Source organism: Sulfurirhabdus autotrophica (genome assembly GCF_004346685.1).
Lineage (GTDB): Bacteria > Pseudomonadota > Gammaproteobacteria > Burkholderiales > SMCO01 > Sulfurirhabdus > Sulfurirhabdus autotrophica.
In genome coordinates, this window is the sequence record NZ_SMCO01000002.1 from 196,000 (window position 1) to 220,540 (window position 24,541).

At 44.9% G+C, this 24,541-nt stretch carries 16 protein-coding genes; all 16 read right to left on the bottom strand.

Translation table 11 applies throughout. From position 1 onward, the window contains the following. Positions 1–10: 10 nt before the first annotated feature. Entirely contained in the window at positions 11–565 is a 555-nt protein-coding gene (locus EDC63_RS05110; RefSeq protein WP_124947040.1) for a response regulator, read from the bottom strand. Position 566: 1 nt separating this feature from the next. Beyond that, positions 567–1,907, bottom strand: coding sequence for an HD domain-containing phosphohydrolase (locus tag EDC63_RS05115; RefSeq protein ID WP_124947039.1), 1,341 nt, complete (start codon positions 1,905–1,907; stop codon positions 567–569). A 111-nt stretch (positions 1,908–2,018) separates the two neighbouring features. Then, positions 2,019–3,581 (bottom strand): ATP-binding protein, encoded by a 1,563-nt coding sequence (locus tag EDC63_RS05120; RefSeq protein WP_223248335.1) that lies wholly within the window; start codon positions 3,579–3,581, stop codon positions 2,019–2,021. A gap of 61 nt (positions 3,582–3,642) precedes the next feature. After that, the gene (locus tag EDC63_RS05125; protein WP_124947038.1) at positions 3,643–6,504 is read right to left on the bottom strand and encodes a PAS domain-containing protein; all 2,862 of its coding nucleotides are present in this window, start codon (positions 6,502–6,504) and stop codon (positions 3,643–3,645) included. 42 nt (positions 6,505–6,546) lie between these two features. Beyond that, a complete protein-coding gene (locus EDC63_RS05130; RefSeq protein WP_165922912.1) occupies positions 6,547–8,178 on the bottom strand; it encodes an ATP-binding protein in 1,632 nt (543 codons plus the stop codon). Between the two features lie 22 nt (positions 8,179–8,200). Beyond that, positions 8,201–9,598: an ATP-binding protein gene (locus EDC63_RS05135; protein ID WP_124947036.1), complete on the bottom strand. Its 1,398-nt coding sequence runs from the start codon at positions 9,596–9,598 to the stop codon at positions 8,201–8,203. A 19-nt stretch (positions 9,599–9,617) separates the two neighbouring features. After that, complete coding sequence (locus EDC63_RS05140) at positions 9,618–10,451, bottom strand: HDOD domain-containing protein (RefSeq protein ID WP_124947035.1); 834 nt, start codon at positions 10,449–10,451, stop codon at positions 9,618–9,620. Positions 10,452–10,504: 53 nt separating this feature from the next. Next, positions 10,505–11,323 (bottom strand): response regulator, encoded by an 819-nt coding sequence (locus tag EDC63_RS05145; RefSeq protein ID WP_124947092.1) that lies wholly within the window; start codon positions 11,321–11,323, stop codon positions 10,505–10,507. Then, the gene (locus EDC63_RS05150; protein WP_124947034.1) at positions 11,323–13,122 is read right to left on the bottom strand and encodes a putative bifunctional diguanylate cyclase/phosphodiesterase; all 1,800 of its coding nucleotides are present in this window, start codon (positions 13,120–13,122) and stop codon (positions 11,323–11,325) included. Before EDC63_RS05150 ends, EDC63_RS05145 begins: the two co-directional genes overlap by 1 nt. A gap of 187 nt (positions 13,123–13,309) precedes the next feature. Next, the gene (locus EDC63_RS05155) at positions 13,310–16,261 is read right to left on the bottom strand and encodes an EAL domain-containing protein (protein ID WP_124947033.1); all 2,952 of its coding nucleotides are present in this window, start codon (positions 16,259–16,261) and stop codon (positions 13,310–13,312) included. A 354-nt stretch (positions 16,262–16,615) separates the two neighbouring features. Further along, positions 16,616–17,074, bottom strand: a complete 459-nt coding sequence (locus tag EDC63_RS05160; RefSeq protein WP_165922913.1) for a CZB domain-containing protein — start codon at positions 17,072–17,074, stop codon at positions 16,616–16,618. A 139-nt stretch (positions 17,075–17,213) separates the two neighbouring features. Further along, positions 17,214–17,429 (bottom strand): hypothetical protein, encoded by a 216-nt coding sequence (locus EDC63_RS05165; protein WP_124947031.1) that lies wholly within the window; start codon positions 17,427–17,429, stop codon positions 17,214–17,216. A 118-nt stretch (positions 17,430–17,547) separates the two neighbouring features. Further along, a complete protein-coding gene (locus tag EDC63_RS05170; RefSeq protein WP_124947030.1) occupies positions 17,548–19,152 on the bottom strand; it encodes a methyl-accepting chemotaxis protein in 1,605 nt (534 codons plus the stop codon). 77 nt (positions 19,153–19,229) lie between these two features. Next, positions 19,230–20,498 carry a sensor domain-containing diguanylate cyclase gene (locus EDC63_RS05175; protein ID WP_124947029.1) on the bottom strand — a complete coding sequence of 423 codons (1,269 nt, stop codon included), beginning with the start codon at positions 20,496–20,498 and terminating at the stop codon, positions 19,230–19,232. 304 nt (positions 20,499–20,802) lie between these two features. Then, the gene (locus tag EDC63_RS05180; RefSeq protein ID WP_124947028.1) at positions 20,803–21,405 is read right to left on the bottom strand and encodes an ANTAR domain-containing response regulator; all 603 of its coding nucleotides are present in this window, start codon (positions 21,403–21,405) and stop codon (positions 20,803–20,805) included. Between the two features lie 54 nt (positions 21,406–21,459). After that, positions 21,460–24,489 (bottom strand): PAS domain S-box protein, encoded by a 3,030-nt coding sequence (locus tag EDC63_RS05185; protein ID WP_124947027.1) that lies wholly within the window; start codon positions 24,487–24,489, stop codon positions 21,460–21,462. Positions 24,490–24,541: the final 52 nt, after the last annotated feature.

Below are 24,541 nucleotides of genomic sequence, written 5' to 3' on the forward strand. Positions count from 1 at the left end.
ATTTTATAGATTACATATCTTCTTCATCCAGCATCACGGAACCATCAGGCCCCCAATTCACTTTAGTGATACCCGGACTTTCTGCCTCAAGTTGCTTTAACGCCATTTCCTGCTTGCTGAGCTGCCCCTGCTGCACACGCACCAGATCTGCCAACCGCTCATTCTCCATTATTAAGCCGCGATAAGTTAACGCCTGGGCAATGGCTGACTTCAAATCGAAGTCATTCCAGGGTTTATTGATAAAGCGGTAAATTTGCGCTTCGTTAATAGCCCCAAGCAAACCATCCAGATCAGTGTATCCACTTAAAATCATGCGAGAAGAGTTTGGCTGAATTTTTCTAAATGCCTTCAAAAATTCCACACCATTCATAACTGGCATTCGAAAATCAGAGATCACCAGATCAAAAGCTATTTCTTCTGCACGTTTTAGTGCATCTTTTGGCAAGCTAAATGTTTCAACAGTTAATTGGTAGTTTTGACCTTCATGGTCAAAATCACTGACTAATACACGTCTCAAAGCATTCAAAATATTTTCTTCGTCATCCACCAGCATGATACGGTACATGTCAGCTTCCTTTTTTTGCGTAAATATAAATGGTAAGCAGCCTGTCTTCCAATACTTCAAAATTCCGGATTTGTGCAATCAGGTTATCGTCTATCACATGATCTTTAGAAAGCAACAATCCGCCATCCTTACTAAGCAGATCCCGGGAAAGCTTCATACCAGGCTGCAATTGATCGGTTTTTACTGGAAGTTCTGGTATTGGCTGAGTTGCTCCACTTGTGTCGGTCACTTTAATGAATGCCTTAACCACTGCAGAATCGTAACGTTTGCCATTCCCCTCCAGGATATAACTGGTCGCTTCAGCGGGGCTCATGACTTTACTAAGCAGGGAACCAGTCTGTACAGCATCGTAATCCGTTGCTACTGCGATAATACGAGCACCAAGCGGTATAGCATCGCCTATTAGCTTTTCTGGAAATCCCATCCCGTCAACACGTTCACGGTGACTTCGAATCAGTTTTGCTGCACCTTGCAGTTGCTCCAAAGCCATCAACGCTGCCTGTCCTTTTGCTGGATGCTTGACTACCTCCGCCCTTTCTTCGGCGGTTAAACCTGAAAAGGGTTTTTCAAGCAGGCGGTCCGGCAATCCAATTTTTCCCACATCGTGCAACAGACCCGCAAGAAAAATATCCTGCAATTCTGAACCTTTTATACCCATCTGCTGGGCGATCGCTTTGGAAAGATCGGCAACACGGCGGGAGTGACCAGTCAGCTTTCCTTCTCGCATCTCGATCAGGTTGGCAAATACTCTGACGGTAGTAATAAAACTCTTTTTAAGATTATCATTGGCGACCTCCAGGAAGCCCATCGTTTGACGCACTTCTTCGGTACGCGATTTAACCTTACTTTCAAGCGTGGCGTTAAATTCTTTCAATTCTTCAAATTGCTTTTGCGTCAAAGCTTCCAGACGCTCTTTTTCGCGTTCCAACTGTTTCCGTTCAAGCGCCTGTTTAACAGTCAGGGTAATGTCATTATCTTCCCAGGGTTTCGATATATAACGATAAATCTGCCCCTTGTTAATCGCGTCAATCGTTGCTTCCATTTCTGCATAACCTGTCAGCAATATTCTGACAGTATCGGGCCATTTTTCTCTGACTTTCTCAAGAAATTGTGCACCATTCATTTCAGGCATGCGCATGTCGGATACAACCAGATCCACGGAATCCCGTTCCATGATTTCCAGTCCCTCCGCCCCGCTCTCTGCTGTAAATATACGGTAGCCGAAAGGGCGAAATAGCCTCTTAAGTGAAGAAAGAATATTGGCCTCATCATCAACAAACAATAATGTTGAAGGTGCGGCTGGCTCAGCTTGCGGCGTTGATGTTGCTTGCATCTCGCTCATTTTTCCATCCATCTTTCAACTTGCTTCATCCAAAAATTCCGCTATCAAATTGATATTTAAAATATTTACTAAAAATCTATTCAACTCCCATGCTTCTGCATCAGACTTTTATCAGCTCTGATGATTCTGAGGCAGGCATACTCTGAATGTAGTGCCTTTACCTACTTCACTGTGCACTTCAATTCTGCCGTGGTGTTTCTGAATAATGCCATATGCCATGGACAACCCCAATCCCGTTCCTTTTCCAATGGGCTTGGTTGTAAAAAATGGGTCAAATATCCGCTTGATATTTTCGGGTGCAATACCCTTGCCGGTATCGGCTACTTCCACCCAAACTTCTTCACCCTGCTTCCCGGTTCGAATGGTGATTGTGCCACGCTCTTCTATGGCATGCGCTGCATTCACCAACAAATTCATGAATACCTGATTAAGCTGAGAAGACAAGCAGTTTACTTCAGCAATGCTGCCATACTCCTTGACCACATCTGCCTTATATTTAATCTCGTTATTTACAATATTCAGCGTGGTGTCAATTCCCTTCTCCAAATCCGCAAAATCCCATTTCTCTTCTACATCCGCATGTGAGAAATCCTTCAAATCCTGCACTATTTTCTTTACACGCGTAATACCATCTTTTGATTCGCCCATTAAAGCGGGCAGGTCTTCCTTCAAAAACTTCAAATCCAGTTTTTGTTTGGCAAGTTGCAAACGCGCCAGCACATCCCCATCAGCGATAGAACTTTCTGCCAACTCATAGCTATCCACCATTGCGAACAAATCTTCCAGATATTTTTCCAATGTACCCATATTGGAATAGACAAAACCAATCGGATTATTGATCTCGTGGGCAACACCTGCTGCCAGTTGTCCGACTGATGCCATTTTTTCAGATTGCAACAACTGACTCTGGGCCGATTCTAATTGCTCAATAAGTACCTGCTGCTTTAATTGCTCTGCATGTAAAGATTTGTTGCTTTGCTCCAGTGCCCGCATAAGGTCAATTCGTTCCAGCACTCGCGTGACATCGGGTAACAGCTGATCAAGCATGGTCAAATCATCACGGCTAAATACGCCTTCTCCCTCTCTTTCGAGCATGAGAAATATCCCTATCGTCTTGCCATGCACAATGACTGGCGCAACAAGCATAGGACTTGCTAGCACAGGAGGGATGCCTTCCCCGCTAAACCCGGATTGATGAACAACTTCTTTTCCTGTAAACGCTGTAACCAGTAATTTATGAAAATCTCTATTTCTTTTCAGCAACTTGACAGTCTCGACATCTAAACCTGGTGCCAACAGATTCCTTAGATTTCCCCCGCCATCAAGTGATACATATAGCCCTACTTGTGCACTCGTTGCTTCTTTTAAATCAATCACCACTTCTTCAAAAAAGGTTTTTAAGTCACTGGCTGTTTTTACGTGTTTATCAGCTTGATTCAATCGATCATGTACATCTGCCATGACTACCATTCGAATACTGGCCGCTGCCAAGCTGTCGGATTCTTTACTGCTCAAGCTATATTTTACTGAAAGCCGCTCCAGCAAACGGTTAATTCCCTGAGCTATTATTTGCGCATCTGCATCCGCATCTGGTGGCAACGAAATAAACTGTTGAAAATCATCAATAACATCAATAGCCGTTATTAATGGATGAACATGAGGGGTGTTCGCCATTACAAATGCGCTCCTTGGATAAGATCAGGCCTCCGCGCTCAGATATGATTTATCATTACTTTTAATGAGTCGACAATTGGCCTGTATGAGTATTGCCTTGGTCGTCAAAATCCTGACGGCTTAACGGCAAACATACTCTAAAGGTTGTTCCTTTGTCTACTTCACTTTGCACCTCTATCCTCCCATGATGTTTCTGAATTATTCCATAAGAGAGAGATAGCCCTAATCCTGTCCCTTTTCCAATTGGCTTGGTTGTAAAAAAAGGATCAAATATTCTTTTCAGATTCTCTGGTGCGATCCCTTTACCCGTATCTGAAATTTCTACCCATACTTCATCTCCCTGCATCCCAGTGCGAATGGTGATAACACCGCGCTCTTCGATTGCATGGGCCGCATTCACCAACAGATTCATGAATACCTGATTAACCTGGGAAGACAAACACTCCACTTCCGGAATATCGCTGTATTCCTTGATCACTTCGGCCTTATATTTGATTTCGTTACTGACAATATTAAGCGTACTGTTAATTCCCTTGATCAAATCAGCCCAATGCCACTCTTCAGAAACATCAACATGAGAAAAATCTTTCAAATCCTGCACAATCTTTTTAACACGTGAAATGCCATCTTTTGATTCATTCATTAATTCCGAAACATCTTGTTTCAAAAACTCCAATTCATACTTCTGCTTAGCTATCTGGAGCCGAGCCAATGCTTCTGCATCTGCAATCCCGGGTTCTACTTGCTCATAGACTTCAAGCATACTAAACATATCTTTCACATACTTATCGAGCGTACCCAGATTGGAATAGACATAACCGATCGGGTTATTGATCTCATGGGCCACGCCTGCCGCCAATTGACCTACTGACGCCATTTTTTCCGATTGCAGCAATTGGTTTTGCGTTTCCTGTAGCTTCTGATTCAGTTCATTCAGTTCCAAGTTGCGTTGTCGAATATTTGCTTCGGCTATCTTTCTCTCCGAAACATCCACGATTGTGCCAACCAGACCGGCCAAACCACCATCGAATTTTGTATAAGTCGCCTTGTAGTAAACTGCATGACGAATATTGCCATCAGGTCCTTCCATTGATATTTCATATGACTGGCTGCCCTCATGCTCAAACAACTGCCGATCCATTTCCAGGTGTTTTTGCGCCACTTCAGGCTGCACCGCATAAAGATCAGATACCGTTTTCCCAATGACATCCAGGCGATTGCGACCAAAAAATGTCTCCCATGCCTTATTCACACCAATGTAAATACCATCTACCCCCTTGTAAAACAAAGGGTTTGGCAGCACCTCCATCAACTCCCGGGTAAAATGCAGCTGCTCGCTCAACGCCGCTTCTGTCTGTTGGCGCACCTGCACATCTGCCTCCAGCGCATGTTTGGCCTCCATCAATTCACTGGTGCGTTCCTGCACCACTTTTTCCAATTCCTCCTGACTACGCTGGAGCAACTGTTCTGCTGCCTTGACTTGTGTAATATCTGTCCTAATAGAGACATAGCGCAGTGGCAAACCATTCTCATCCAAAAAAGGCACAATGGTCGTCTTGACCCAGTACAATCCATCACCCTTTGCACGATTACACACTTCTCCCTGCCAGGTATGCCCTTCTGTAATAGTCGCCCACATTTCATGAAAAAACGCTGGTGGATGAAAACCGGACTTCAGTACGCGATGGTTTTTACCCAGCAATTCATCCCGCCCGTATTTACTGATCTCGCAAAATTTATCATTCACATAAATAATATTGCCACGAACATCCGCGATACTGACAATCGCATGTTGATCAAGCGCAGTTTTCTGGAACTGCAATTCAATACCAGCATCGCGGATTTTCTCGATCAACTGATTGCGCTCAGTGATGTCATAAGCGACGCCAAGCACACCCTTGCATTGCCCTGCTTCGTCATAAATCGGCGTACGGGATGTAGCAAATTGCCGGCTCTTGCCGGCATGATTTGTCAGAGCATACTCACTTTGGATAGTCGTATGGCTTTCCATTGCTTTGCGATCATCACTTTGGCAAAGCACAGCTTCGCTCGCCTGCCACACTTCCCTGTCTGACAATCCGGTTACTTTCCCAGGCTCTAAAGCTGAAGCCAGCTCGAATTGAGGATTGGCCCACACGTAATGTGATTCGCAATCTTTAAGCCACACTAGATCAGGAATATTATCCAGCAATATACGCGCTTCCTGTTCTTTTCCTCGTAGACTCGTCATCAAGCCTGACATTTTTCGATTGACAAAAAGCGCAATAAAAATACTTAAGACAAGTGCCACTAGCCCACTAACCGTCAATAAATACACAGCGTCCTGGTAACTCTGTTTTGCTGACGCAGCAACCTGACTGGCTTGTTCAAATTGTAAATTTATAAACTGCCCTAACACATCCAAAGTCTTATCCTGTGCCGGGACAGCCTTATTCAACAACAAACTGACTGATTTATCCGTTTCACCATCTAACGCTAGAAGCAGCACTTCTTCCTGAATTGGTGCTGCAGTAGACATATGCTTACGTTGCAAATCAATTAAAGCTTTTTCCTCCTCAACCATATCCTGTTTTAACTCTGCATTCATCGCTTCCAGGAATTTAGGCGCTAACGCGTGAAAACGCTCAATCAGTACATCACGATCAAAGACATCAACTGTATTGATAATTGCCTGTAGTAAAATAATTCTTTCTCGGGCAATAAACTGCATTTTGTATGCAAAAGCTGCTTTTACATTGTGGCCTGTTACAATTTTCTCCAATTGTTGATTGTTAATATGCAAACGTGACAGGCTGAATATCACCAAAAAGATCATAAGTAACATCACTATGGCAAAACCTACACCAATTACTTTTAATGACTGTTTTTTGCTTGTCTTAATTGAATGAATATGCTCCGCCATTTTATTAGTCATGTTATTCATTCACCCCAACCTGCCAAACCATATTGAAATGCTACACTCAGATTAGACATGTTTCACCGGTAGCCATATTGTAAAAGTTGTACCTTTATTCACCTCGCTTTGTACTTCAATACTGCCATGATGCTTCTTGACAATACCGTAAGACATGGACAACCCTAACCCCCTTCCCTGCCCTTCTTGCTTCGTAGTGAAAAATGGCTCAAACACTCTATTAAGGTGCTCCGGCATTACTCCTTTACCCGTATCTGAAATGGATACCCACACTTCCCCGCCCTCAACTCCCGTCCCTATTGATATGGCGCCCTCCTTCTCAATTGCCTGTATTGCATTCATCAATAAATTCATGAATACCTGATTGATCTGGGAAGGCAGACATTCCACTTCTGGAATTTGTCCATATTCCTTCTTGATTTCAGCCTTGCCTTGCAATTCTCTACGCAAAAGGGTGAGTGTACTGTCCAGACCTTTATTCAAATCAACCCATTGCCAACGTTCCATGGCATCCGGATCGGAAAAATCCTTCAGGTTTTGCACAATCGTTTTGACTCTTCCAATACCTTCTTTTGATTCCTTGATCAGATTTTGGAGATCAATTCGCAGAAAAGGAATATCCAGCCTTGCTTTTAATGCCTCTAAACGATCAATCACTTCTTCGTCTGAAATACTCGTTTCTGCCTCTCCATACGCATCCAGAATCTGAAAGACATCCTTGATATACTGCTCAAACGTCCCGATATTGCCGTATACATAACCGATCGGATTGTTAATTTCATGAGAGACACCCGCCGCGAGTTGACCAACTGATGCCAGCTTCTCCGATTGCATCAACTGGCTCTGAGTATGTGCAAGCTGGCGATGAGCCTGCTGCAATTGAACATGAGCCAGTTGCAACTCCACTTCCACCAGTTTGCGTTCAGTAATATTTGTGTGAGAAACAACTGCCCCGCCTTTACCCCCTTCCAGCGGCGTAACATTCATCATGAACCAGCGTTTTTTGTCTGGTGAGTGACAAGGATATTCAAGAAAAAATTGGGGAAGTGAGCCGTCCAGCACTCCGGCTATACCTTCACTGGCCTGCTGCCCCCCTTCGCAGGAATGACCTGATGCCGATCGGCAAATTTCCAGATAATTGGTACCAATTCCTGTACGCTTTAAGTCAGTTCCGTTATTAGAGGCAAACCGAACCCATGCTGCATTGACCATGGTGATGTAGCCCTGAATATCCAGCACTGCAATATGCTCGGTAAGTGAATCGAGAATACCCTGCAACAATTTCTCTCGCGTTTTCAGCCTGCTATCCATTTCATGCCGTTGCAAAGCGAGCTCTATTGTCAAACGCAACTCACTTTCCTTAAGCGGTTTCATGAGATAGGCAAACGGCTGTGTAATCTTTGCCCGTTTCAAGAAGCCTTCATCGGAATGTGCTGTCAGAAAAATGATGGGAATATCCGAATGATGATGAATCAGTTCCGCGGCAGCAATACCATCCATCTCACCTGCCAGCACCACATCCATTAAAACCAGATCAAGGCTTTGTTCAATAGCTATGCGGACTGCTTCTTCACCTGTATCAACAACCCCGGCCACTGCATATCCCAAATCCCCGAGGGTAACCCGCAAATAACCAGCCACAAATGGTTCATCTTCAACAATCAATATAATTTTTTTCAGCATTCTTACCATTTACCTGCTTGAACTAATTTGGACTTGCATGGGTTTCCACGTGCCTGATTGGCAACCACACTTTAAACGCAGTCCCCTTCCCTTCTTCGCTTTGAACTTCTATCCGCCCATGATGTTTCTGAATAATGCCGTAGGATAAAGACAACCCCAGGCCGGTTCCTTTACCCACTGGTTTAGTTGTAAAAAATGGGTCAAATATCCGTTTCAGATTACCAGGGGCAATGCCTTTACCTGAGTCAGCAATTTCCACCCATACTTCTTCCCCCTGTTTTCCGGTACGGATGGCTATTTCGCCTTTTTCTTCGATTGCATGAGCTGCATTCACAAGCAAGTTCATAAAGACCTGATTAAGCTGTGAAGAAAGGCATTCCACTTCAGGAATATCGCCATATTCCTTGATTACTTTGGCTTTGTATTTGATCTCGTTATTGACAATATTCAAGGTACTATCAATCCCTTTAATCAGATCAGAAAAGTGCCATTCATCCGAGGTATCCACATGTGAGAAATCTTTTAAATTCTGGACAATTTGCTTGACGCGCGTAATTCCATCTTTCGACTCTCCCATTAACTCCCGCAAATCCTCTTTTAAAAATGCCATATCCAGCTTTTTTCTTTTCGCCTGTAATTGTGCTCGTACATTCGTATCAGTAATTGCGCTTTCTGATTGTTCATAAGCATCTACCATACTGAACACGTCCTGCACGTACTTTTCCAAGGTACTCAGGTTGGAGTAAACATAACCTATAGGATTGTTTATTTCATGGGCCACACCTGCTGCCAATTGACCAATTGACGCCATTTTCTCTGACTGCAGCAACTGATTTTGCGTCTCCGCAAGCTTTGCATTTACCTGCTTCAATTCTTCAATGCGGCGATTTTGATCAACATGCAATTGCATGTTGGCTAATGCCAGACTCACCATATTTAATAAAGCCGTTCCCTGTTCCATATCAGTTTCTGCAAAAGGTGGCGTGGCATTGGGTCGGTTAACACTTATCGCGCCTATTACACGATCCTGAACTTTTAATGGCCAGCATATGGCAGAGTTGGATAAGGTTAGGGCTGCACCACGACCTTCTCTATTACGCTGAAAACGAACGTCATTTGAAGCATCACCGTTCAGCAGCAACGGGCTACCTTCCTGTGCTACCCATCCCAACACCCCGCCCCCTAGTTTCACTGAACTGCCAACCACGCCTTCTGGCAAATCAATGCCGGCGACAATGGTAAGATTGTCTCCCTTAGCATCACGCAATGCCAATGAACCACTTTTTCCTTCAAACCCATCAACAATATGTTCAATAATCTGCTGATAAATAGCGTCGGTATTTTCCCGCAGTGCAACATCCTGCCCAAGACGATATAAATCATAAATCCAGGAAAGTTTCGTCATCCGGTCAAAAGCCATGCCAACCCCTTATCAATTTTTATGCAGATAGCAGCAGGTTTGCACCAGCATTGACCTCATCAGTATCAGGCAAACCCTCCTCTATATCTGCCCAGTTAATCCGAAGGCGTTCACGCAACACTTCCGACACGCTACTTGCCAACGCATCACCACTTAAACCGCTTTCAATCAGTGCCGCCACATGCACAATACCGGTAACTGGTTCGAATGGATTCTGATCGGGTAAATGCCAAAAGCGAATGACGTGTTCGATTGATTGAGGGAAGTTCCAGTATTTGGCAACTTCTGCACCAATCACGATATGATCGAACCCCAGAATCGCCTTCTCAATTTCAAACAGATCTTCACCGGATGCATGCTGTTTTTCCAGCACACTTGAAAACTGCTCCTGCATACAAGTGTCCAGCACTAGTTGCCCGATATCATGAAACATGCCCGCAGTGAATGCCATACCTTGATCTTGCTTGAGAAGCTTTGCCAGCGCCTTGGCATATGCAGCAACACGGAAACTGCGTTTCCAGTATGCATGTCGATCAAACAAACTTTCTTCGCCTGCTGGAAAAGCCTTCACAAATCCCGCTGACAATGCCAATGAACGAATATTGTTGAACCCCATCACCACTACAGCATCCTGCATGGAGCCAATTTTTCTGGGTAACCCGTAAAAAGACGAATTTGCCACGCGAAGAATTTTTGCAGTCAAGCCTTGATCCTGTTCAATTTTATGAGCAAGTACATGACTATCCATATCAGGATCGCTAAAACTGCTAATCACTTCCTGTATCACAACTGGAATTACGGGAAGTTGATGCAATTTTGCAAGCACTTCCTTCATTTGAATGCCATCTGTCATTTTTATATCACTTCCTGGAAAAACTGATTTTTAGATTGATAGAAGCTGGCTTCCTATGAAACAGGATCAATAACTAACACCACGCCTTTCGCATGAGAAAGTTCACCCATGGAGTAGCACCAGTAATTCACATCTTGTCCACCTGAAAGGCTCAATTGTTTTTTGCCGGTCTGCTTGAAACATTCCTTGGTTGTAGCGTTAGCCAACAACTCCGCAGGTATCATTTCGCTAGCCATCTCTCCCAGCAAGGGCCGTTCACCATTCCCACCAAACATCTTATGTGCCATTTGGTTGGCAATGGCGATTAATCCGTCATCCCCAATCCCCAACACGGCAACAGGCAGAAAATCCAGAATATCCTGTGAAATCTGTAAAATATGCATATTGCGCACGATTTCACGGGTTTTATCTTCTACCCGCTGCTCAAGTTCATGATTGATCTTGGATAAAGCTTCATTAGCTTCTCTTAATTGCAATGTCAGCCGGATATTTTCAATTTTCATCTCATAGCGACGAAATGCCTCTTCCACGTTTGCCCGCAGCAATTCATCTTCCCACGGTTTAGTCAGAAATTTGTAGATGGCTCCCCGGTTAATGGCATCTGTCACCGAATTCAGATCGGTATAGCCACTTAACACAATGCGCACAGTATCCGGATAAAGTTCTTTCACTTTGCTCAAAAACTCCACCCCGGTCATTTCTGGCATACGCTGGTCTGAAATAATGACGCCCACATTGTTTTTCGACAACAGCTCCAGCCCCTCCTTACCACTACTCGCCCTTAGAATTTGATAGCCATCCCGACGCAGCAAACGCACCAAGGCAGAGGCAATATTCTCTTCATCATCTACCAACAGCAATGTACGTTCCATCATGCTTCCTTTATGTATAATAGCTTGCCTTCCTGCAGCAAGCGGGTAATCTCTGCAGCAGGCAACGGCTTACTAAACAGATATCCCTGCACATCATCACATTTTGATGCTTGCAAAAAGGCCAATTGCTCTTTTGTTTCTACACCTTCTGCGATTACCTTTAACTTAAGGCTATGACCCAAAGCAATGATCGCTGTGACAATTGACGCATCGTCCGGACTGGTTGAGAGATCACGCACAAATGACTGGTCGATTTTCAAGGTATCAATCGGAAAGCGCTTCAAATAACTCAGGGAGGAATATCCCGTTCCAAAGTCATCAATGGAAATCTGCACGCCCATCTCATGCAGGCTCTTCAAGGTGGCAATAGTGCCTTCAACATCTTTCATGATCAGGCTTTCGGTCAACTCCACCTCCAGACAGCCAGATGCATAGTTCAACCCGACCTCATCCAGAATTGTTGCGATAATCTGGCTCAACCCCGGCTGCCTGAATTGCAACGCCGACAAATTGACTGCCACACGCAGCCTCGGAAATTCCATGGCCTGCCATTGTTTGATTTGAGTCGCTGCAGCACGTAACACCCATTCCCCCACCGGTACAATCAAACCGGTTTCTTCGAGTATTGGAATGAACTGGGCTGGTGCCATCAATCCTTTTTCAGGGTGCTGCCAGCGTAACAAAGCTTCCATGCCTATAATTTTGCCGCTTTCCAGACTGATTTGCGGCTGGTAATAAAGTAAAAATTCATTTCGCTCCAACGCCCGGCGTAATACACCTTCAAGCAAGAGCCGCTGTAGCGAACTGGCATTCATTTGTTCGGTATAAAACTGAAAATTGCTCCTGCCCTGTTCCTTGGCGTGATACATCGCCGTTTCGGCATTTTTGATCAGCGTTGTCGTATCCTTGCCATCCATGGGAGAAACACTGACACCAATACTGGAAGTAATAAAGATTTCATGTCCTTCAATCAGAAAAGGCGCCGACAGCAATTCCAGAAATTCCTGCGCTTTTTCACCCGCTTCATGGTAATGACCAAACCCGATCAAAGCGAATGAAAAATCGTCTCCGCCCGTCCGGGCAACCGTGTCCCCCGTTCGTATACAACTGACAAGTCTTTCCGCCACTGCACCCAACAACTTGTCACCCACAGGGTGCCCCAGAGACTCATTTATATTTTTAAAACGGTCCAGATCAAGCAGCATCACCACTACCAGTTTTCCGTTCCGTTCAGCCTGCGCCAGTGCCTGTTTCAATCTGTCGCAAAATAGAAACCGATTAGGCAGATTGGTAATGGTGTCAAAATGGACTATCTGCTCAATACGCTGATCTTTTTCCTTTACCAGCGCGGCCATTTCTTGATTAATACGCATCAAAGTCTGGTTAGCTGCCTGAATTTCTCTGGATAGCCGCTCTCTTTCCTGTGCTAATTCATAATGTAAAAATGCTTCCGTTACATTGCTGCGTAAAACCTCGTCATCCCATGGCTTAGTCAGATACTTATAAACTGAGCCTTGATTGACCGCAGCTTTCACTGAATCAAGATCAGCATAGCCACTCAACACCATACGAATGGTATCGGGATGATGATCCCTCACTTGCGTTAACAATTCTATTCCCGTCATTTCCGGCATGCGCTGGTCAGTTATTACCACCCCAACCCTGTGCTGTTCCAATATACCAAGCGCAACCTTGCCGCTAGTCGCTGTCAATATCTGATAACCATCCCGACGCAACAGGCGTGCAAGGGATGCGGTAACATTTTCTTCATCATCGACCAATAGCAGCACTCTATCCATGTCGCACTCTGATTTTTAGGCACACCAAACTACCCACCGACAAATTAATTTCCAAAAATGCTCACTCCTATTCCATCAAACGCGAATACCGACTATTAAAACAATATTTAATAATTGGGATATATCTGGATACTTTTGGATTATAGATTACCTATTCAATATGGCTGATATGTTTGAAATTTCTTGTCTATGAAGACCATAGCCCACGTCCTTCCTTCAATAGTTTGACAACCTGCTCAGCTGGCAACGGTGGACTAAAGAAATAACCCTGCATCTGGTCACAGTTGTGATCCCGCAAAAACTGGAGTTGTTCCGCAGTTTCCACCCCTTCTGCGATTACCTGTAATTTCATGCTATGGGCCAGTGCAATCACGGCCGTAGCAATAGCGGCATCATCGGCATCAGTTGTAATGTCCCTGACAAAAGACTGGTCAATCTTGAGATAACCAATGGGGAATCGCTTCAGATAGCTCAAACTGGAATAACCAGTACCAAAGTCATCAATAGCCAGTTTTATGCCCATATTACTGAGCGTTCGCAAAGTTTCCACAGCCGCATCGGGATTTTCCATAATGATACTTTCGGTTATCTCCAGCTCCAGGCCCGCCGCATCACACTCTGTCTCATGCAACACCCTTGACACCACTTCCACTAGATTCTGTTGCATAAACTGGCGAGCTGACAGATTAACCGCAATCCGGCATACGTTCACTCCGGCATTTTTCCACGCTGCGTACTGAGCGCAAGCCGTTCGCAACACCCACTCTCCGATCGGTACAATCAACCCGGTTTCCTCGGCAATCGGGATAAAATCCAGAGGGGAAACCATTTTCTGCCCTGGAGGCTGCCAGCGTAACAAGGCTTCCATCCCTTCTATTTCGCCACTCACAAGATTTACTTTAGGCTGGTAGTACAAAATAAATTCCTTACGCTCCAAGGCACGTCGCAACCCACTTTCAAGAGTCAAACGGTCCATGGCCCGGGCATTCATATCCTGAGCATAAAATTGATAGTTATTCCTGCCCGCATCCTTCGCCCTATACATTGCCGTATCGGCATTTTTCAGCAAAACCTGGGCATTATGGCCATCCCTCGGGAATAGGCTGATGCCTATGCTGGCAGTGGGATAAAACTCAGTACCGTTCATTGCCAAGGGCTGAGATAGCGAGTCCAGCGCCTTATGGGCAACCATAGACACATCCAGCTCACTGGCAATATCTGTCAATACAACCACAAACTCATCACCACCGAGCCGGGCAACCGTATCACCATCACGCACAGTGGACAAAAGCCTGTGGCCGGCTTCTACAATAACCTTATCGCCTATGTCATGCCCCAGACTGTCATTAATATTCTTGAAGCGATCCAGATCAATAAACATGACGGCCACCTGCTTTTCAGATCGCGCGGCATAGGATATGGCTTGTGATAGTCGGTCCTGCAATAGTGTTCGATTGGAAAGGCCAGTCAATGCATCATGATTTACCAGATGTACCAACTCTGCCTCAATCCGCTTACGCCGCGAAATATCCTCGATTACCGAAATAAAATAGTTGGGCTGCCCATCCGCGTTTCGTGCCAACGAAACTGTCAGATTGATCCAGATATAGGCGCCGCTTTTATGTATATAGCGTTTTTCCAGAGAATAATCATGAATCTCTTCGGCCAGCATTTTACGGATAAATTCGAGATCTTCATCCAAATCGTCTGGATGAGTCACATCTTGAAATGTAAAACCCAGCAATTCTTCTTCAGAATAACCGGTGATCTCGCATAACTTCTGATTTACGCGCAACCATCGCCCTTCAAGGGAAACATGCGCCAACCCCATGGCTGCCTGACTAAACGTTGCACGAAAACGTTCTTCACTTTCTCGCAGACTCGCATCCGCTTCTATGCGCGACGTCATATCGCGAGCTACTGCCACCAGAATATCTTTACCTTCTGACTTCAGCGCCCGAATGTAAATTTCCACCGAAATGCGGTCACCATTCTTACGTTCGTGAATGGTTTCAAGAATGCCCGTCTTGGTATCACTCTTGATAATTTCATCAAAACGGCTCTCCAGCTCACTTTGGCTAATATTCGGCTTAAGATCCAGTGGCCCGAGCGCCAGCAGTTCTTTACGACTATATCCCAGCATATTCCAGGCTGTTTCGTTTGCATCGATAAAACGCATTAGATCGCGATCAATCAGATAAATGGCATCAATAGAACTATCCAGTGCCATGCGAAAGCGCTGCAAAGCATTCTGCGACTGCGTTCGTTCTGTCACATCCTGCATCATCAACAGCAAAACATGCTCCCCCTCAAGCAAGGTTCCTGAGATATTGAACTCAAAATAGCGATTACCCGAATCAGAAGGTAAGGTAATCGACAGATTGTGTTGATGGATATTGCTTGATAAAACCTGTGCAGCACTTTTGACAAGAAGCGGGCTACGAATCACTTCAAAAAGGGGCACACCTGCATAGATATCTTCTTCCGCAAGACCTAACATGCGTCTCAATGTGCGATTTGTCGACTGAATATTCAGATCATGATCTACTATGATCATGCCGGACGGCATGCATCGAATAATCTGCTCAGCGTAATTCTGATGCTGCAAAATGACCTGGCGGTCAGCCTGAAAGTAGGTATCCAGCGCAAGCCCCATATCGAGGCTCACGATCTTGAGCAACGCATCATAGGTAGGCATCACCTTTTCAGGTTCATCAGCCAAGGTCCGCCACAATACCGGCATCAAATCTGAAAGATATTTGCGATAGGCACCCAGATACCATTTGGGTTCAAGCCCTATACGCTGGTGCACCAGCCCCACGCGCAAACGGTTCTTCACATACTCAGGGCCATAATCACCCTGTGTCAACTTGCTAAAATAGGCAGACTGGGAAGCCCGGAGACGATTGATTGTTTCAACATCAGGCAGGAGGGTACGAAGCTGGGGAAATTCAAGAAGATGCGAATAAAAAGAATCGGCGAAGGAATAGGACTCCTGTTCCAGCCGTTCATGTATTTGCTTTAAAAGCGCAATATCAGCAGGCGTAATTTCAAGAAAGGACTCGCGCTGCGCGATCTCTTCCTGGTCTAGCCCCATTTCACGGGCAAGTGCTTCCACAGCCTCGTTAATATCTTTCATGCATAAACCCACCAGCTTTTTGTTTTTTTCTGTTCAACAAGCAGCAACGGGGTTTAGGTTGCATACATAAATAAATAACTTATACAGATATACTAAAGTAAATTAGTCAACAATACAATACTCAACTGTATGGTATTTCTCTTGAATTATGAAAAAATTAATACCAAATCAATAAGTTAAAATACACCCCGCTTGAATGGGGTTATACAGGTACGGTTACTACAATACTGAATGGATCATGGTGTCATCACCCGCTACAAAGCTGATTACCAACTCGAGCTTGAACCTGCACTACGAAAAGAAAGACCAAACGTACCGACAAATATAGCTGAATACGCAGAAAATTTTCAAATTTCAATCAAATTTTTTTTCAATCACAACAGGCACTGCCAAAGCATTCATTTGATCTTCTGGTTGTGCTTCCTCTGCCTGAGGCTCGCTTAGTTTGGCATTTGAAGGAACAAACATAGCAGCTTTCAGCAGGCGCGTTGTCAGATTATGGCTTGCCCGTGCAAATGCACCTTCTGAAGATAGGTCACAACGTGCACCGACGAAGTCCTTTTGTTTAATTTTACGGGTAATTTCTGCTGCTGCATGATGAAACTCACTATGAAATGTACAAATTTCAGCGTAATGTTTTGACTGCAGAAGTTTGCCACCTTTATGCTCTAGCCAATGCCCCAACTTGCAGCAATTGGTTTCTTCCAACTTAGATAGATCGAGTGCCAACTTGCCACTGAGAAAATCCCTGAATTTGACCTTCCATGCGTTGTGCTCCTGAATTGCATCTTCGATGTCATCTTTAAGGCTCATAACTGTTCCTTTTAAAAAATTCATCCACCAGACAGTAACGGCAAAATGGCAGCTTCCTTTAGGGTATAGCGTATTATCAAATTACCGAGGGTCGATTTTTCTTTACCCTGTCACCGATGATACCGTTTCACGGAAAACATTATCTTTTGTACCATGTGCTTTGATGCCTGCCCAGAAACACCTCTTGGCCGCAACTGATGCAGCGCTGGCTGGTTTCATCGGAGACTGCGGCAACTGGTTTTGGCAATACCGCCAGTTTGAGATCGCATACCACCATCGTTTCCTGCGCAGGGATTTTTCCTGATTTATCACCAGAAGACGGAGATAAATAGCAATGCGTACAAATCAAAATCATCGTTAGCGCTCCTGAAAGTGAACATTATGAAACAATCTCAGAACAAACAGGCTTCAAACCTCGCCAGTCCACATGCATTACGTAGTGATTAGCAATTCCAAACAATTTTCTATGCCTGTTAATCAAGTGACTTCTCAAAATGCGCAACCAGCGATTGTAACTCGCCTGCTGTTTGAGCCAATGCCGTCACCACTCTTGTCACTCCGGAAATACTGGCGTTGTTTTTCTCTATCAGGGATGACATCTTCTCCATGTTAATTGCAACTTGCTCGCTGGCTGTTGATTGCTCGTTTGCTGCACTGGCTATATGCTGAGCTATTTCATTTACTTGCTCGCTGCTTCCCGTAATCTGCAGAAAGCTATCACTTGTTTCCTGTAGCAAAGAGCGTCCTTCTCCCACTTCGAGTGCAGCTTTATCCATAGAGGCAACGGCAGATTGTGTCGCGACCTGAATTTCTTCAACAATGCTGGCAATATCGGCGGTACTAATGGTTGTCCGCTCCGCCAACTGACGGACTTCGTCAGCCACAACTGCAAAACCGCGCCCCTGTTCGCCAGCTCTTGCAGCTTCGATTGCCGCATTCAGTGCAAGCAGATTAGTACGATCAGCAATGTCCTTAATCACCTGCGTAACGAGTCCCACTTTCTGGATGGATTTACTTAGCTCATCAATAATATTGCTTGATTCTTGAACAGAGGTGACCAGACGCCCGGTAGAAACCATGCTCAGGTTCATGTGTTTACTACCGCCTTTTACAGTAGAAAGAGAGGTTGTAGCAGCGCTGGCGGCTTCATCTGCACTTTTTGCAACTTCAGAAATTGATACTGTCACTTCCTCCATTGCAGCACTTACTTCTATAACACGATCTTGCTGTTCCTGCAGGTGAGAAGCTACCTGCTCTATGTCAGTTTGCAACATAACACTGTGTTTTTTCATATTAAGTGAAGCCAACCGGATCTCATCAGTAATGACCCGCAGATGTGCCTGAGTGTAAGCCAGAGATGAAAGTACTTGCCCAGTTTCATCCAGCCGGTCAACAGGAATTGCATTGTTGAGATTGCCTTGGGCAATTTGATCAAAAAACTGAACAGCCTGCTTTAATGGTCGAACAATACTATGGGACATGAAAAAAGCACTACCCCATGCAAGTATAGACCCGACACTAACAACTGTAGCCACTGCGCTTGTTGAGCCACTCAATCCCGCCAGGCCTGCAACTAATAACAGCAGCGTAAATGTTATCAAGAACACCGATATACGCAACTTGATGGACGTGTCTTGCGTCAGGCGAAATTTACGCTTGAGTTTGGTTTGCTTTTCACGAATGGCTTTGTATAGCGCTTCAGCTTGATTTACCTGCTGCCGGTCGGGTTCTTTTCTTACCGACATATAGCCTATGATCTCGTTGTTTTCACGCACCGGCACGACCAATGCTTCAACCCAATAATAATCACCATTTTTACAGCGGTTTTTAACTAACCCGCGCCAAGGTCGCCCTTTTTTGACTGTACTCCAAAGATCAGCGAATGCTTCCTGAGGCATGTCAGGATGACGAACTATATTGTGGTTACGCCCCACAAGCTCATCCTGACTAAAACCGCTAATTTCAATAAATATATCATTAACATAAGTGATCGTTCCCTTGGTATCCGTTTTGGAAACAAGAATTTTCCCGCGAGGGTAAGGTTGTTCCTTTTGAGTAACAGGCATATTTATTTTCATTATTGTTTCCTTTAAGCAATTAATTTAAAGTGTTAACCATTACCCTACAGGGGGGAAAATTCCATTCAGTCAATCTATCAGGCAACCTCCACGCGGTTTCTGCCATTAGCCTTTGCTTTGTAAAGTGCCATATCAGCTCTTCTCACCAAGTCTTTGATTGCATCAGCCTCAGCAAATTCGGCCACTCCAAAACTACAAGTAACTCGACCTACTTCAGGAAACACAAAACTTTGAATATCCATTCTCAGGTTTTCAGCGAGGCGTAGCGCCCCCAACATGTCCCCTCCTGTTAACAACAATACGAATTCCTCCCCACCCCATCTTGCAAATACATCATTCAACCGTATTTTTTCAGATACCAGTTTTGCTAATTGAACCAGCACTGAATCGCCTATTAAATGCCCAAAATTGTCGTTAACACGCTTAAAATGATCAATATCAAACATAATCAGATAAATCGGGGTATGGTATCGTTGCGCTCTGACCAATTCTTTTTCCAGAATTGCGTCAAACTGGCCGCGGTTGGTAATTCCCGTCAATGCGTCTGTTGTTGCCAATTGTTGCAACTTTTTCTCTGCACGTTTGCGCTCAGTGATTTCCAATTCCAGATCAACATTGACTTTGGTAAGTTCTGATGTGCGTTCTTGTACCCGTTTATCCAACTCATCATAAGCCTGTTTGAGCGCTTGCTCGCTGCGCTTTCGTTCAGAAATATCGCGAATCGTACCAACAAATTGACGTTTTCCCATCAGATTCATTTCTGTCAAAGCCAGGTCCATTGAAAACACCTCACCATTTTTGCGCTGGCCAGGCAATTCTCGTCCGACACCAATAATCTTTGCTTTTCCAGTACTCAGATAATTAGCGATATTTCGATCATGGGCACCGCGGTAAGCATCCGGCATTAACCTGTTTACGCTTTGACCAATGAGTTCCTTTGAAGTGAATCCAAATATTTTTTCTGCCCCGGAATTGAAACTTTGGATAATGCCATTTTCATCTATCGTCACAATACCATCAAAAGCATTATTTAAAATTGCTTCGGTATTCAGTGCGTTAGCCTGCAACAGCTCATTAATCTGTTTATGCTCCTCAATATGTTGAATTAAGGGTCTAAACAAAAAAACATACAAAATGGGGGCTAGTAGCGATAACAGAATGACCCCATCCAGTACCGTTTCCAGAACAGGAGACAACTGAAAAAGGTGTAATACGATCATCACCACTGTTTCAGCAACAAAGATTGAGGCACCAATTGCAAGCAGGATCTTGACAGGAGACTGGCAAAAACGTTTCAGGCGATCATGCGCTATATGAGATGCAAGAGCAGGTTTCTGATGCTTCATCACACTTCACCTCGTTTGAACAAGGTTTTGCGATGTGACTTGCAATAAAAACTATTGAGGCTACCCCTGAAAACGATTATTTTACCAATTGGAAAACTCAGGGGGTAAGAGCACACCCTTGCTACGAAAAAAACGCCGAAACAAACACAGTTTGTAAATACCAATAAAGTGACCAACCCTTTTACCATGCAAATACTTCCCTTAAGGACAAAGCAACAGGGTTTGGGTTGCTAACGTTACAAGTACAATATATATCCTCTATATCAAGAAGAGAAGAGGTGTGTATCTTTTTTTAACAATCCCATTAAGATTTGATATATTCACGCAGTTTTTTAAGCGCATGTTCCCCAGCCAGAACATCTGCCGCCACGTCAGTGATCCGACGACGCTCGCTGCGCGCATAACTGCGCAACGCTTCAAAAGCAGCCACTTCCTTAAGTGCATAACGTTCCATCACCAGTCCAACGGCTATACTTGTCTCACGGCTGTTTTTAAGCGCTTCAACAAGGTTATCACTGGATTCCCGGAGCTTTTTGAATTCTGTGGCACGTGCCAGCGCTGCTTCAATAGCTGGAACAATTTGTACTATGTCCAGCGGCTTGACCAAGTAGCCAATTGCGCCTACTGCTGTTGCCTGACTGACAGTTTCTTTGTCACTATAGGCAGAAAGAAACAAAAACGGCACCCCAAATTCATCACTCATGCACTTACCCAGTTCAACGCCAGACATACCTGGCATACGAATATCCAGCAATGCTAAATCGGGCTTGTTATTCATGCACAATTGAATCGCCTCATCAGCATTAGAGGCTTCCAACACCTCATAGCCAGCCTCTCGCAATCCACTGGAAAGCGAATAGAGTACTAAACGGTCATCGTCTGCAATCAACAAACGTATTTTAAGCATTAAAACCTCATTTCCAAGTGACTAAAATCAATAAATGCTTGAAACCAGCACTTCTCATTCAGGGCACAAACCGCTTTTTGAAAATCCAGCTTCATTGACGATCACGGGTGGCGTCAGCACAAATTGCGCGCTCACCATATCAGCCTCTATGGAAAAATCCAGCTGCGCACCCTCATGGGGAAGCAGTGACTTCACCAGACTAAGCCCAGTTCCCAAACCGCTGCCTGTGGAAAAATCAAACTCGCCAGGCAAGCCAGCGCTCTTGTTCTGAACGCGAACGGTTACTCTATTTTCGTCCCCTCCCATAAAAACTTGAATGGGCTGGCAATCCTGGCCTGGACGACTATGCTTAATCGCATTATGAATCAACTCATTAAGTATCAATGCAACAGGAACTGCCTCCTCTTTGGCGATCTTAACCGGTTTGATGACATCCACTTCCACAATCGGTTCAATCATCGCTTCCATCATGATCTGGGCTGAACTGCAAATTCCGCATACCATGTCACAAAGTCTCACCTGCTCTTGCATATCTTCGCTTTGCAATCCGTACACCATGGCAATGGAATTGATCCGGGCAATAGCGGCCTCGAGTTCTCTTTTCACATTCGGGTGCTCTACGACATGCTGCCGCAGTAATCCCACCACCCCCTGCAAATTGTTTTTAATACGATGATGAACCTCTCTAACCAGTGTATTGCGCTGAGAAACTTCAAACGCAAATCGTGATGCCTCTTCCTGTTTTCGCTCCGTCACGTCATTGATAATCGCCAAGGCATATAATGGCTCACCCGCTTCGTTATGAATAACCGTGCCGATCAAGTCGATCCAGAACACTTCGCCGTTTTTCCGGATATAGCGTTTTGCAAGCTTATAACTGGGTATTTCGCTGCTGAACAGTTTCCTGCAATACTCAAGATCAACCTCAAGATCATCCGGATAGGTCAGGTCACCAAAGGTTTTGTTTAACAACTCGTCCTGGCTATATCCCAACATTGTACTTAGCACCTGATTCACTTCAATATACTTGTAATCCTTACCAATAATTGCAAATCCGACAGGCGCATGCTCAAACAGCATGCGAAAACGTTCTTCGCTTTCCCGCAAAGCATCTTCAGCCACTATCCGGTCAGTAATATCTGACACAATTCCGGCCATACGGTAAATTTTTCCCTGGGCATCGCGAACGGGAAACGCCCGCGACCATACCCAGCGAATTTCGCCATCAGGTCGAACCAAACGGTATTTCTCATTAAACCAGATCTGGTCTGTTTGTTGTTTTTGCAATACAGCGAGAACATGCTCACGGTCATCCGGATGGATGGATTCAATAAAAGACCGTGGGTCATTAAATAACGATTCCCGGCTTTTTCCCCATATGGTCTCATAGGCGGGACTAATATAAATCAGCTTATTGAAATCAGCTTCTCGTATCCAGAATGTATCCTGAATATTCTCCGCCAGTTGACGAAAACGTTCTTCGCTTTCCTCTAATGACGCCTCGCGCAGCTTGATGTGTGTAATATCCTCTGCCATCCCTACTGTCCGATAGACCTTGCCATTGGCATCGAGAACAGGAGAAATGCGCGCCCATATCCAGCGTACCGAACCGTCTGGCCGCACTATCCGATATTCATGATCATAAGCCCCTCCTTCTACTCGATGAAAAGCAAAAGTGTCTGATACGCGCTCTATGTCATCAGGGTGAACCGCAGAAAGAAAGGAGCGTGGACGTTCAATGAGACTTTCACAAGTCCGCCCCCACACGGTCTCATAAGCTGGGCTCACATAGAGCATTTGCCCTGTCACATCATCCCTTACCCAGAAAACCTCCCGAATATTTTCTGCCAGCTGACGGAATTTTTCTTCACTGTCACGCAGTAACTTTTCAGCTTCATGCCGCTTTGTCACATCCCGCGCTATCGCAACGATAGTCGATCCACTATCCGATTTAATCGCTCTCACATTGATTTCTACCGGAAACAAGGAGTGATCTTTGCGCTTGTGAAAAGTTTCTATAAAATTACCGGTTGAGCCACTACGCAACATCTCATCAAAATATTCTTCCAGGGCCTGTTTGCTAAACAGCGGCTTGATATCCTGCGGCCCCAGGCTAAACAACTCCTCCCTCGTGTATCCCAGGCAGCTACAACCAATTTCATTGAAGTCTATAAAACGCATCGAGGGCCGATCAATCAAATAAATACCATCTGCTGAGCTGTCAATCGCAACGCGGAAACGCTGCAACATTTCCTCTGCCTTGTTTCGCGCACTCACATCGCGCACCATCACCAAAAGTGAAGATACCCCCATGTAATCAAAGGCAAATGAAACCGCTTCAATATCAACAGTGGTACCATCACGTCGCATCAATTTGTACGGCATTCGCTGATTAATTATGCGGTTTTCAAGTACTGAACTCATCCGCTGACTAATTTGCGCATAGTATTCAGGAGAAACCCAATCCTCTGGCTTTGTCCCTATCACTTCACTTTTGCTTTCAACCCCCAGCAATTTTACTGCGGCAGAATTGACCAGAACCACGATTCCGTCTGCCACTACTCCGATAGCATCTGGTGAAGCTTCAACAATGCTGCGGTAACGATCCTCACTCTCCAGCAACGCCTGTTCGGCTCGCTCACGCGCTACCACCTCACGCAGATGCCGTTCATCGGCTAACTGGGCTTCGTTTTCACGCAAGCGAATTTCCATTTGGTGCCGGTATAAGGCCGTCTCTATAGTGAGTTGCAGTTCGCGTTCACTAAACGGTTTGAGAAGATATGCGGAGGGTTCTGTGATCTTGGCGCGCTGAAACAGGTGTTCATCTGCATAAGCCGTCAGATATAAAACCGGGACGTTAAAGCGGGAACGGATTAGCTGAGCAGCTTCAATGCCATCCATTTTCCCTTCCAGAACAATATCCATTATCACCAGATCGGGGCGGGATGCGGCTACGCTTTCAACAGCAGTCTCTCCGGATATTGCAATTCCCAGCACCTCATAACCCACATGCTCAAGATGAATTTTTAAATTTTGAGCGAAAAAAGCCTCATCTTCAACAATTAAAATTTTAGCCTTAGTCATTGCCGCTGAGTCTCCAAAAATAGCTGTGGTCTTTAATAAACACCTACTCGAC